Annotated in this window: 14 protein-coding genes; 6 read left to right on the top strand and 8 right to left on the bottom strand. The window is 72.5% G+C overall.

The annotated features are described in order from the left end of the window. Positions 1 to 18 precede the first annotated feature (18 nt). Positions 19 to 1,002, bottom strand: coding sequence for a PDR/VanB family oxidoreductase (locus ACWEQO_RS31925; RefSeq protein WP_452986114.1), 984 nt, complete (start codon positions 1,000 to 1,002; stop codon positions 19 to 21). A gap of 220 nt (positions 1,003 to 1,222) precedes the next feature. Between ACWEQO_RS31925 and ACWEQO_RS31930 the strand changes: the two genes are divergently transcribed. Continuing rightward, positions 1,223 to 2,041: an IclR family transcriptional regulator gene (locus tag ACWEQO_RS31930; protein WP_452986115.1), complete on the top strand. Its 819-nt coding sequence runs from the start codon at positions 1,223 to 1,225 to the stop codon at positions 2,039 to 2,041. Positions 2,042 to 2,148: 107 nt separating this feature from the next. Here ACWEQO_RS31930 and ACWEQO_RS31935 read toward each other — a convergent pair whose 3' ends face one another. From ACWEQO_RS31935 to ACWEQO_RS31950, 4 genes are read right to left on the bottom strand one after another with little or no spacing between them, the layout of a single operon-like run. Beyond that, positions 2,149 to 2,457, bottom strand: a complete 309-nt coding sequence (locus ACWEQO_RS31935) for a DUF202 domain-containing protein (protein ID WP_452986116.1) — start codon at positions 2,455 to 2,457, stop codon at positions 2,149 to 2,151. Then, entirely contained in the window at positions 2,454 to 2,804 is a 351-nt protein-coding gene (locus ACWEQO_RS31940; protein ID WP_452986118.1) for a YidH family protein, read from the bottom strand. Before ACWEQO_RS31940 ends, ACWEQO_RS31935 begins: the two co-directional genes overlap by 4 nt. 32 nt (positions 2,805 to 2,836) lie before the next feature. Then, complete coding sequence (locus tag ACWEQO_RS31945; protein WP_452986119.1) at positions 2,837 to 3,796, bottom strand: MBL fold metallo-hydrolase; 960 nt, start codon at positions 3,794 to 3,796, stop codon at positions 2,837 to 2,839. Beyond that, entirely contained in the window at positions 3,793 to 5,220 is a 1,428-nt protein-coding gene (locus ACWEQO_RS31950; RefSeq protein ID WP_452986120.1) for an aldehyde dehydrogenase family protein, read from the bottom strand. The genes ACWEQO_RS31945 and ACWEQO_RS31950 overlap by 4 nt, the downstream gene beginning before the upstream one ends. A 325-nt stretch (positions 5,221 to 5,545) precedes the next feature. Between ACWEQO_RS31950 and ACWEQO_RS31955 the strand changes: the two genes are divergently transcribed. From ACWEQO_RS31955 to ACWEQO_RS31970, 4 genes are all read left to right on the top strand, one after another. Then, complete coding sequence (locus ACWEQO_RS31955) at positions 5,546 to 6,355, top strand: SDR family oxidoreductase (protein WP_452986121.1); 810 nt, start codon at positions 5,546 to 5,548, stop codon at positions 6,353 to 6,355. 204 nt (positions 6,356 to 6,559) lie between these two features. After that, on the top strand, positions 6,560 to 7,756 hold the full coding sequence (locus ACWEQO_RS31960; RefSeq protein ID WP_452986122.1) for a helix-turn-helix domain-containing protein: 1,197 nt from the start codon (positions 6,560 to 6,562) through the stop codon (positions 7,754 to 7,756). A 138-nt stretch (positions 7,757 to 7,894) separates the two neighbouring features. Further along, positions 7,895 to 8,203, top strand: coding sequence for a hypothetical protein (locus tag ACWEQO_RS31965; protein WP_452986123.1), 309 nt, complete (start codon positions 7,895 to 7,897; stop codon positions 8,201 to 8,203). Then, positions 8,200 to 8,550: a hypothetical protein gene (locus ACWEQO_RS31970; RefSeq protein WP_452986124.1), complete on the top strand. Its 351-nt coding sequence runs from the start codon at positions 8,200 to 8,202 to the stop codon at positions 8,548 to 8,550. Before ACWEQO_RS31965 ends, ACWEQO_RS31970 begins: the two co-directional genes overlap by 4 nt. Before the next feature lie 340 nt (positions 8,551 to 8,890). On the opposite strand, the gene ACWEQO_RS31975 is transcribed toward ACWEQO_RS31970, so the two are convergent. From ACWEQO_RS31975 to ACWEQO_RS31985, 3 genes are all read right to left on the bottom strand, one after another. Next, a complete protein-coding gene (locus tag ACWEQO_RS31975; RefSeq protein ID WP_452986125.1) occupies positions 8,891 to 9,295 on the bottom strand; it encodes a PIN domain-containing protein in 405 nt (134 codons plus the stop codon). 9 nt (positions 9,296 to 9,304) lie between these two features. Continuing rightward, complete coding sequence (locus tag ACWEQO_RS31980) at positions 9,305 to 9,544, bottom strand: hypothetical protein (RefSeq protein ID WP_452986126.1); 240 nt, start codon at positions 9,542 to 9,544, stop codon at positions 9,305 to 9,307. 226 nt (positions 9,545 to 9,770) lie between these two features. Next, a complete protein-coding gene (locus ACWEQO_RS31985) occupies positions 9,771 to 10,325 on the bottom strand; it encodes an HNH endonuclease (RefSeq protein WP_361459738.1) in 555 nt (184 codons plus the stop codon). 323 nt (positions 10,326 to 10,648) lie between these two features. Between ACWEQO_RS31985 and ACWEQO_RS31990 the strand changes: the two genes are divergently transcribed. Further along, entirely contained in the window at positions 10,649 to 11,734 is a 1,086-nt protein-coding gene (locus ACWEQO_RS31990) for a mechanosensitive ion channel family protein (protein WP_361459739.1), read from the top strand. Positions 11,735 to 11,751 lie beyond the last annotated feature (17 nt).

The raw sequence follows: 11,751 nt of genomic DNA on the forward strand, positions 1-11,751 counted from the left end.
ACCTCTTCGGCAGGGGTCTCACAGATCGAGGACGAGCCGGTCGCAGCCGGCCGCGGCACGGGAGACGCAGATCATCATGGTCGAGCCGGCGTCGTCCTCGGTCAGGACGGCGTCGCGGTGCTCGGGCTCGCCGGAGAGCACCGTGGTCTCGCAGGTGCCGCACAGCCCCTGCCGGCAGGACGACAGGACGCGCACGCCCACGTCCTCCACCGCCTCCAGGACCGTGCGGTCGGTGGGCACGGACACGGTCTTGCCGGTGCGCGCCAGCTCGACCTCGAACGGGCCGGCCGCGGCGCCGGGGCCGAGCGTGGCGGCGGCGAACCGCTCGGTGTGCAGGGTGCCCGGGGGCCAGCCCGTGCACAGCTCCTCCACGGCGCGCAGCATGCCGCCCGGACCGCACGCGTACACCAGCATGTGGGCGCGCGGCAGGGCCAGGACGGCCCCGAGGTCCATGCGGCCCCGCTCGTCCTCCGGCACCAGTTCCACCCGGTCCCCGTACGTGTCGACGAGGTGCCCGGCGAAGGCCATCGCCGCGCGGGAGCGGCCGCCGTAGACCAGCCGCCACTCCCGGCCGGCCCGCTCGGCGCGCTCGATCATCGGCAGCAGCGGGGTGATGCCGATGCCGCCGGCCAGGAAGAGGTACTTGCGGGAGTCCTTGGTGGGGAAGTTGTTGCGCGGCTCGGAGATCTCCAGGGTGTCCCCGGTGCGCAGCTCGCTGTGGATCCACCGGGAGCCGCCCCGCGAGTCGGGCACGTCGAGCACGGCGATCCGCAGGTGGGAGAGGTCCCCGGGCGAGGAGCACAGCGAGTACTGGCGCACCAGCCCGCCGCCGAGATGGACGTCGATGTGGGCGCCGGGCTCCCAGGGCTCGAACGGCGATCCGTCCGGGGTGACGAGAACCAGCGAGACGACGTCGTCGGCGACCCGGTCCACGCGCGCCGCGACCACCTCACGGGTACCGGGCACGGAGCCGTCCTCCCTGCGCGCACTGAGTCCGCCCATCTGCAGCCTGCTTTCTCGCGTGGTGATCGGGCCGGGCGACGCGGTGTCGCACCGGTGCGGGAATGCTAGATATCCCCAAGTGCCTTTCCCGGCCGCTTTCCACTCAGTGGAACCCGTCGTGGGGCTGCTCCGTGGCCGGTGGCCTGTGCCCGTGCCCGACCTGCGAGTTCCCGCTCCCAGGGCTTCCCATTGTCCCCCATGGGCCGTAATGTGCGGTTTCATGAGTTCTCTGGACGAGGGGGCCGCCGAGCGGAAGGAGCCGCTCCGCGGTTCCGCGGGGCTGGTCCCGAAGTCCGTCGCCGCCCGCACGCTGCGCATCCTGGACACCTTCGACTCCGACCACTGCGGGCTGTCCCTGAGCGATATCTCCCGCCGCAGCGGACTGCCGATGGCCACCTGCCACCGCCTGGTCGGCGAGCTGGTCGAGTGGGGCGGGCTGCAGCGTGCCGGCGGGCGCTACCGCATCGGGCACAAGCTGTGGACCCTGGGGCTGCTCTCGGAGAGCCACCACGGACTGGCCGAGCTGGCGGCCCCGTACATGCACGACGTGCTGTTCCTGACCAAGCACGTGGTCAACCTGTTCGTCCTCGACGGTGCCCGGGCCCTGCTGCTGGAGCGGATCTCCGGCACCCGGCCGGGTCGGGCCCTGCACCGGGTCGGCGACCGGCTCGCCCTGCACGCCAGCGCCGGGGGCAAGACGTTCCTCGCCTACGGCCCCCCTGAGCTGGCCAAGGCCGCGCTGTCCAACCCGCAGCGACTCACCCCGAACACGGTGGTCGACCCGACCCGGCTGCGCCGCGACCTCGAACAGGTCCGGCGCAAGGGGTACGCAGTGACGCTGGAGGAGGCGGTCCGGGGCGCCCACGGGATCGCGGTCCCGGTCACCGCCGTCGACGGCTCGGTCCTCGCCGCGCTCGGCGTGGTCACGGTGGGCATGCGGCCCCGGCCCGCCGCCGTCGTGCCGGTGCTGCAGATCGCCGCGCGGAGCATCGCCCGCGAGGCGGGTCGCCTGGCGGTACGGGGCGGTCCGGCAGCGTAGCGGAGCGGTACGGGGGCTGCCCGGCCGTACGAAGGGAAGCGCGCGTCGGCGCGCGGTGCGAGGCCCGCGCAGAGCAGGGCCCCGCACCGGTGAGGACCCCGCGCCGGTCACCCGCCGGCGGCTGTCGGCGGAACGAGGCAGAGCAGGGCCGTGGCGGCGGTCAGACCCGCCGTCAGGGCCATCACCGGGCGCGGTGGTGGCGCGGTCTCCGTCCGCAGGCTGCCCGTGACGAAGGTCATGGCCGTGGCGAGCGCGGCACAGCAGGCCGCCGCCCAGGCCGCGGCGGAGGCGCCGCCGGCCGCCGTGTGCAGGAGCAGCAGCGCACCCACCGCCTGGGTCAACGTCGTCCGTCGCCAGGCCAGGCGGGTGCGCTCGGGCTGGAGCCCCGGATCGCGCACGGGCGCGGACCGGCTCACGCGGCGTCGCCCACCCAGACCAGTGCGGTGGTGAACGCCGCGACCGCCGCGAGGGCGGCGGCCAGCACCGGCAGCAGCCGGGAGCCGGGCAAGGGGCCGCCGCGCCGGATCGCCCGCTGGGCCCGCCGCCAGTGCGGGTAGGACCGTACAGCGATCACGAAGGCCAGGAACGCGCACACGACCGCGAGGATCTCGCGTGCGTGCGGGACGGAGAAGGGCGGGACGAGCTGACGCACCGCCACGGCGGCGGCCAGCAGGCTGACCGCGGTCCGCACCCAGGCGAGGAAGGTCCGCTCGTTGGCAAGGGTGAACCGGTAGTCCGGCTCCGTGCCGTCGTGCTCGTCCACGGTGTCCCTCCCGTCCGCGGCCCTCCGCCGCCTCACGCCCGAGCGCCGGCGCCGCCGGCGGAGGGACCGCCCACCCGGTACCGGGCCCCGCTGGTGGCCACGTCGACCGGACCGTCGTACGTCGACGCGGCCTCTCCGTGCCAGTGGGCCGCGTCGGCGAGGCCCGCGAAGTGCGACAGCACCAGGCGGCGGGCCCCGGCGGCCTTGGCGACCCGGCCCGCCCCGGCCGGCGGGGTGTGCGAGTTCTCCTGGTGGGCCAGGAAGGCAGGTGAGAAGCCCTTGGCTCGGTAGTAGTCCAGGTTCACGGCCTCGTGGACGAGGACGTCCGTGCCCTCGGCCAGCCGCACCAGGTTCTCCGACTCCGCCGTGTCGCCGGAGAACGTGACGGATCCGTACGCCGAGTCGATCCGGTACGCGAGGGCCGGGTGCACCGGCGGATGGTCCACCAGGACGGCGGTGACGGTGATCAGCTCGTCGGCGTAGACCTCGAACGGCTCGCCCGCGGCCGCGGAACCCGGCTCCGGGGCCGCCACCTCCGTCGCCCGCACCAGCTCGGCGAGCGGCGGCCGGTCCTCGTCGCCTTCCCGGATGGCGATGTCGTAGGAGAACGCGTCCAGCGCGGAGGTGACCAGCCGGCGGGTGCCGGCCAGGTGCCGGGTGCCGTCCCGGGGGTCGGGTCCGGGGCCGATGACGCGGACGGGGGAGGAGAAGCCGTTCACCGGGCGCCCCCAGTTCCACAGCAGGAACCCGGGCAGCTCGACCACGTGGTCGGAGTGCAGGTGGGTCAGGAACCCGGCCCGGAAGCGGTGCCCGGCCAGGCCGGCCTCGCTCGCGGCGCGGGTGCAGCCGATGCCGAAGTCGACGAGGTAGAAGGCGTCGTCGACGACGACCGCGCTGGCGATGCCGTGCTCGGGGCCGCGGATGGCGGGCCCGGCCGCGACGCCGAGCGTGATGAGGTCCATGCCGCGCGGCGCGGCCAGGGGGTCGGTCACCGGAGGGTTCCTTCCGAAACGGGGGCCGCCTGGTGCGGCGCGGGGGTGCGGTGGGGGCGCGCGTTGACGGTCCGGGGTTCGAGGTACTCCGCCAGTCCCCACCGGCCGCGCTCGCGCCCGAGGCCGGAGGACTTCCAGCCGCCGAACGGCGCGTCCGGCTCCACCTGCGTGTGCTGGTTGATCCACACCGTGCCGGCCTCGATCCGCGCCGCCACCGCGTGGGCGCGGTCCAGGTCGGGCGACCACACGGAGGCGCCGAGGCCGAACTCCTGGCCGTTCAGTCCGGTGAGGACCGCCTCCAGGTCGTCGTAGGCCACGACCGGCAGCGCGTTGCCGAACTGCTCACCGTCGACGAGGTCCATGCCGGCTTCGGCGTCGGTGACGATGGTCGGTTCGAGGAAGTGTCCGGGCAGGTCGCAGCCGCGGCCCCCGCCCGTCGCGATCCTCGCCCCGGCGGCGACGGCGTCGTCCACCAGGCCGCGGACGATGCCGTGCTGGGCGGCCGAGTGCATCGGCCCCATCGTCGACCCGGCGGCCACGCCGTGCCCGAGCCGGTGCCGGGAGACGGCCGCCGCCATCGCCTCGACCAGTTCGTCGCGCAGCGCGCGCGGCACGAAGACGCGCTTGACGGCCATGCACACCTGTCCCGCGTTGCGGAAGGCCGACCCGACGATGCCGCTCGCCGTCGTCTCGACGTCCGCGTCCGGCAGGACGATCGCCGGGTCGTTGCCGCCGAGTTCGAGGGTGAGGCGCTTGACGGTGGCGGCGGCCTGGGCGGCGACGGCGGTGCCGACCTCCGTCGACCCGGTGAAGGAGATCTTCCGCACGCCGGGCAGGGAACTCAGTGCCACGTTCACCGCCCGGCCGGGGCTCGTCCGGCACTGGAGCACCCCGGCGGGCAGCACCCGGTTCATGAGGTCCACCAGCGCCATCGTGGACAGCGGCGTCGACGCCGAGGGCTTGGCGACGACCGTGCAGCCGGCGGCCAGGGCGGGCGCGAGCTTCACGCACAGCAGGGAGACGGGGAAGTTCCACGGCGTGATGGCACCGACCACGCCCACCGGCCGGTACTGCACCTCCACGGTGCGGTCGGCCCGGTCCGGAAGCCGCTCCACCTCGTCCCAGTCGAGCCCGGCGTAGTGCTCCAGCAGCCCGGCGCCGACCCGGAACTCGCCGACCGCCTCGGCCAGCACCTTGCCCTGCTCCAGGGAGAGCAGCCGCCCGAGTTCGTCCTCGTGGGCGCGGACCAGGTCCGCGCAGGCGCGCAGCGCGGCCCTCCGGGCCTCCCGGTCGGCGGCCCATCCGGGCGCCGCGGCCCGCGCGGCGGCGACCGCGCGCCGCACCTCGTCCTCGCCGTGCACCGGGGCCCTGCCGACCACCTCCAGGGTGGCCGGGTCATGCACGTCGTACGTCTCTTGGGCCATGGGGGACGCTCCTGATGGGCGGACGGGCGACCGCGGGCCGCGCGGTCGGTCGGGTACGGGGCCGGCCGGCCGCGCGGGTTGGGGTGGGCGGGGCCGGGCACCCGCGCCGGGACCGGGCGCCGCCGGGACCGGCCTCACACGATTCCCGGGCGCCCCGCGGGGGGACAAGCGGCTCATCCACTCAGTGGAAAACCGGGCCGACCCCTCCCTTCGCGCCCGTCCTCCCGCAGGGCACCCCGGACTTTCCGGGGAGTGAAAAGCACGCTTGTCAAAGGCGCCGCCGCCCCGGAGCCTCGGGGGACCGTCCGACGAACGAGTGGAAGCCATGACGAACAACACGCAGATGCCCGTGGTCGTGACCGGGGTCGCCTCCGGCATCGGTGCGGCGACCGGCCGCCTCCTCGACGCGGGGGGCGTGCCCCTCGTCGGCATCGACCGGTCGGTGCCCGACTCCTTCCCCGGCACCTTCGTACGGGCCGACCTGTCCTCCCCGGCCGGGGTCCGCGAGGCCGCGCGGGCGGTTCTGGCCTCCGCCCCGGACGGCCTCGCCGGCCTCGCCAACATCGCCGGCGTTCCCGGCACCGCGCCCTGGCGCACCGTGCTCGGCGTCAACGTCTTCGGTCTGCGGGAGCTGACCCGCGCCCTCGCCCCGGCGGTCCGCGAGGGCGGCTGCGTCGTCAACCTCTCCTCGGCGGTGGCCTCCGGCTGGCGCGAACGCCTCGCGGAGGTACGGGAGTTCGCCCTCGCCGGGGACCCGGAGGCGGCGCTGGACGCGGTGGCCGACGAGGCGGAGGTGACCGGCAACGCGTACCGCTTCTCCAAGGAGTGCGTGCGCTACCTCACCGAGCACCTGGCGGCCGAGTACCTGCCGCGCCGGGTGCGGGTCGTCTCGGTCAGCCCGGGACCCGTGGCCACGCCGATCCTCGACGACTTCAAACGCGACCACGGCGTAGCCAAGGTCGAGGGGGCGGGCGCCCTGCTCGGCCGGTTCGGCGCACCGGAGGACATCGCCCGGGTGGTGGCCTTCCTGCTGGGCGACTCGGCGGAGTGGGTCAACGGGACCGACCTGTGTGTGGACGGCGGGCTGACGGCCCATCGCACAGTGGCGGAGGCGTCCGGAGCCGCGAGGGGCTGAGCCGGGGGTCCGTCGGGTACGGGAAACGGCCGACCCTCGGAAGTATGCCGCAGGCGTCGGCTGGTCGTTCGGCTGGGGGTGTGGCCCGAAGTATCGGGCCGGCGTGGTGGGGTCCTGCGGGTAGCCGGGATGATCTTTGTTCGGCCGGTCCGTGACTGTGTGGCAGGGGTACCGTCTGAGTGTTGCCGCAGAACGGAGTTCGCCGTGTCGCAGAGCATCGAGGAGCACACCGGCGCTCGGATCGCCCGTATCCGGAAGCAGCGTGGCCTGACGCAGCAGGGGCTGGCGATGCGGGCTCACGTGTCGAAGTCGCTGTTGTCGAAGGCCGAGTGCGGACAGAAGCCCGCCTCTCCGGCTCTCGTCGCGGCCTGTGCCCGCGCGCTGGGCGTCTCCACGTCCGAGCTGCTGGGGCAGCCGTACGCCGACGAATTGCGCCGGGACCGGATGGATGCACTGATCCAGCCGCTCCGTGAGGGGCTGGAGAACTGGGACATCGCCCTGGACTGGGAGACGGCTCCGCGCCCGGCCGCGTTGATCTGGACGGATGTCCAGCGGGCTCTGGAGCAACGCCGTCAGGCGCAGTACACGGACATGGTGCGCGACCTGCCCGTGCTGATCGACGAGTCGGTGCAGGCGGTGCACACCAGTACCGGGGAGGAGCAGCGGCTGGCCTACGAGTGTCTGGCGGAGACGTTCCGCTGTGTGTTCACCGTGGCGTGGAAGCTCGGCTTCCACGATCTGGCGACCGTCGCGCTGGATCGGCTGGCGTGGACCGCACCGCGCGCCGACGAGCCGGGACTGGCCGCCATGCACGCCTTCCTGCGTGCGCAGACCACGATGTCGTCGGGTCGGTACGACGTGGGGCTGCGGGTGGTCGACACAGGTCTGCGGAGCCTCGACGGCCAGGAGTCACGCCGCCCGGCGGGTATCGAGGCGATGCGGGGCATGCTGCACCTGCGCGCCGCGACCATCGCGGGTCGCATGAAGGACCGGGACCATGCCGACGCCCGCCTGGCCGAGGCTCGTGCTCTTTCCCGGGCCACAGGCGAGTTGCCCGACTTCGGCGTCACCTGGGGGCCGGTGAACGTCGGTGTGCATGCCGTGGCCATCGCCTCGGAGGCCGACGACTTCGGGCGTGCGATCGAACTCGCTGAGAGCGTACGCATCCCGCGCGGCTGGACCCGCTCCCGGGCCGGGCACCACTGGATGGACCTCGGCCGGGCCCACGCCTGGGCAGGCCACCCGGAGCGGGCATTGGACTGCCTGTATCAGGCTCGGCGCATCGCTCCGCAGCAGACCCGCTACCACCCGACCGTGCGGGAGACCATGCTGGCACTCAAGCGGCAGGAGCGGGCGCGCAACGGCTCGCTGGCGCAGTACGCGGAGTGGGTCGGGATATAGCGGATTCCTGGCAGAAGGAGTTGCATCCTTCGGTGCAACTGCCGTGCATCGCCGGTCGGCAGGCTGACGTCTCGCCAGGACCCCCGCGACCGGGCAAACGGTCCGGGGGCATGGCCAACGCTGACAAGGAGCGTCGACATGCCGCACCGTATCGCCCGCATCTTCGAGCCGCTGCTACGGCTGCTGTGGCCCGCACCGGGCCGCCATCGCAGACCAGATCACCCGCCCGCCGGCCTTGCCGCAGAGGCATCGACCGCATGTCCGGCTCACGTGCCGACCACCCGGGTACTGCGCGGCGAGGAGATCGGGCTGGTCCGCCCGTACCTGACCGCGCACGAGCGACGGGAGGCACAGAAACAACAGGCTCGGCGTCGCACGCTCCACCTGGCAGTACACGGTATCGACATCGATCCCCGGCTGATCTGCGGAATGGAGGTCGCAGCATGACCAGCGGGACCGGACAACTGCGCCTGCTGCCGTGGGCCGGGCCCGAGGGCAAGCCCTGCTACCTCGCAGGCGACGGGGCCGGGTACCTGTCCCGGCTCGCCGACACCATGGAGGAAACCCAGCTCGGCCTGGCCAAGGAACTCTTCCAGGAGGCCAGGCACGTCCTGGACAAGCGGCAGTGGACGCAGGGGGAACTGCACCTGCTCGCAGTCCGGTTGACTGAAGCACTCGGCAACGTGCACCGCATCGCGGTCAGCCGCGGCGCACGCCTGCCCACACCCATGGACGACGACCTGGAGGATGAGGAAGACGAGCCGGACAGCCCGTACCCAGCCGTCTGCCGCTGACTGCGCCTCGCGGCTCCCTGGCCCCAGCCGGGGCGGGTCGGTGTAGATCCCCCGGAGAGCCATAGGCTCTCCGGGGGCCTCCATTGCATGCCGTCAGGTGTGTCCCCATAGCGCTTGGCTCCTGGACGAGGGCTCGTCTGTTCCAGGCGCTCGCGCGCGTCGGCCATCTGCTCCAGGATCAGATCCAGCTTGCCTGCCAGATCCACATCTCCGGACACGGGCGGAGCGGGGCGGTTCACCGCGCTCGACGGTCCTGCTGTCCACGAACCGCCCTGCGACGATGGCAACGACCCGCCCCTGTGCGGAGCCACTGCCCACTGGTGCTGCCGTCGGATGGCTGTTACTCGACGCCGAGGATGCGCAGGCCGTGGTGGAGACGGAAGTCCTCGTAGTCCTTGAGGTTGAGGGTGGCCAGCGGCAGGTCATAGGTGAGAGCAGTGGCAGCGATCCACATGTCGTTGGTGGGGCGGGGCCGACCCCGCTGTATCCCCGCCGCCGAGAGCCGCCCCCAAGTGGTGGCGACAGCCTCGTCGCCGGGCAGAACCGGAATGTCAGCGAGCCAGTCGGCGAGTTCCTGACGGCTGCGAGTGCCCCAGCGGCGGATCTCCATCCACTTGGTGAGCTCGCCGTAAGTCACGAAGGTGATCAGCGGCTTACGACCGATGAGCCGGGTTGCCGGCGGGCCGGTCAGCTTGCGCTTGTGCAGCAGGGACGCGACGTCGGTGTCGAGGATGACTGGTTGCATGCGGGGGCCTCAGGCTGCGTCGCGGTGACGCTCGGCATACGTGAACGCGAGGAACTCTTCCAGTTCCTCGTCCGACTCGAACGTGTCGGCGGCGAGGTCGTCCAGAGAACGGATCGGCTGGGTGTTCTTCGCCGCCAGCATCTCCTCGACCGACAGGCGCGGTCTTGGCTGCGGATAGCCGAAGCCTTCGGGGGCGGGCGTGCTCATCAGGACCTCCAGCAGGGCGGGGACCGACTCCACGACCAGCATACGGGCGCTCTCCCCTGCTGACATCAGGTTTCGTCACAGCGAGCGAGTCTCCGAACACGCGTTCCGCGAGGTCCGCTGCCAAAGGGCGTCGGCATGGACTCACGCCTGGCCGTGCGCACGCAGGCCCGTATCTTTCGCCCCGGGCCCGGGTCCGTGAAGACCCCCGGCTTCCGTGGTGCCGGGACCACCCCGGCACCACGGACAGCGAAGGCCCTGGTCAGCTCGGTCAGGCGGAGATGCCGTCCGTTCGGGTCAGGCCGTCGATGCGGGCCATCGCGTCGTCCGCGCCGTACGGCTGGAGGTAGGGCAGCCAGCGCGGGTCGCGGTGGCCGGTGCCGATGATGCGCCAGGCCAGGCCGGTGGGCGGGGCCGGTTTGTGGCGCAGCCGCCAGCCCAGCTCGAACAGGTGCCGGTCGGCCTTCACGTGGTTGCAGCGGCGGCAGGACGCCACCACGTTGTCCCAGACGTGCTTGCCCCCGCGGCTGCGCGGGATGACGTGGTCGACGCTGGTCGCGACGCCACCGCAGTACATGCACCGGCCCCCGTCGCGGGCGAACAGCGCGCGGCGGGTCAGTGGAACGGGCCCCCGGTAGGGAACCCGCACGAAGCGTTTGAGCCGGACCACGCTGGGAGCGGGGACCGTGACGGTCGCGCTGTGCAGATAGGCGCCGGACTCCTCGAGGCATACGGCCTTGTTCTCGAGGACGAGGACGAGCGCGCGGCGGAGCGGTACGACGCCGAGCGGCTCGTACGACGCGTTGAGGACCAGGACATGCGGCACGGATGCCTCCTTGTACGCCGGCGACGCGTGGCTCGCGCCGGGACGATCCGTAGCCAGTCTCCCCTCATGCCTGGTCGTAGCGCCACCATGTCCCGGTAACGGGCTGAGAGTGTTTTCGACCACAGGCCCTCCGCGCTCCGGGATCTTGGCCTGTTCAGGTGCGGGTGAGAGGTGTCTCTTCTTCACGTATCGCGCCGGTCCCCCCACAATGCACCGTTAGTGTGGTGCTTCTGCCCGCACCGGTGACCTTTTCGTGACCTTGAAGACCTTGAAGACCTTGACCGCCGCACCGGGGGCAGAACCTGCACCTGGAGGTACCTGCCGTGTCCTTGCCCGCCCTCCTGCCGGCCGAGGGATCGTCGCCGACGCCCTCGGATTCCGGGACCCCGATGGTTCCCAGCCTCAAGGACGCCCACGAGAGCGCCACCAACGCCGCCGGCTGGGTGGAGGAGAACTGGGCGACGTGGCTCGCGATCGGTCTGAGGGTCCTGCTCATCGTGGTGATCGCCGCGGTACTGAGAGTGGTCGTGCGGCGGGCGATCACCAAGCTCGTCGACCGGATGTCCCGGACCGGTACGGCCGTGGACGGCACCGGGCTCGGGGGGCTGCTGGTCAACGCCGAGCGGCGGCGCCAGCGCTCGCAGGCGATCGGCTCGGTGCTGCGGTCGGTCGCGTCGTTCGTGATCCTCGGTACGGCCGCGCTGATGATCCTGGGTACGTTCCAGATCAATCTGGCCCCGCTGCTGGCCTCGGCCGGTGTCGCCGGTGTCGCGATCGGTTTCGGCGCCCGCAACCTGGTCACGGACTTCCTCTCCGGCGTGTTCATGATCCTCGAGGACCAGTACGGCGTCGGTGACACCGTCGACGCGGGCGTCGCCTCCGGCGAGGTCATCGAGGTCGGGCTGCGGGTGACCAAGCTGCGCGGCGACCACGGAGAGATCTGGTACGTCCGCAACGGCGAGGTCAAGCGCATAGGCAACCTCTCCCAGGGCTGGGCGACCGCCAACGTGGACGTCACGGTCCGCTCGGACGAGAACATCGACCAGGTGAAGGACACGCTCGTCGCCGTCGCGGAGCGGATGAGCAAGGAGGAGCCCTGGAACGAGCTCCTGTGGAGCTCCATCGAGGTCCTCGGCCTCGACTCCGTCCTGCTGGACTCGATGGTGGTCCGGGTCTCGGCGAGGACGATGCCCGGGAAGTCGCTGACGGTGGAGCGCGAGCTGCGCTGGCGCATCAAGCGGGCCTTCGACGCGGCCGGCATCCGCATCGTCGGCGGTGACACGGTCCCGGTGGAGATGGAGGGCCCCGATCCGGCGGCGGCCGTCGCTCCCCCGTCCGCCTACGCGAGCAGCGTCTCGCCGCAGTCCATGGCGGCCTCCCCGCTGCCCCCGCCGAACACCACGAAGTAGACCGCGGCGGCGCGGAG

The organism is Streptomyces sp. NPDC004051, assembly GCF_053604275.1.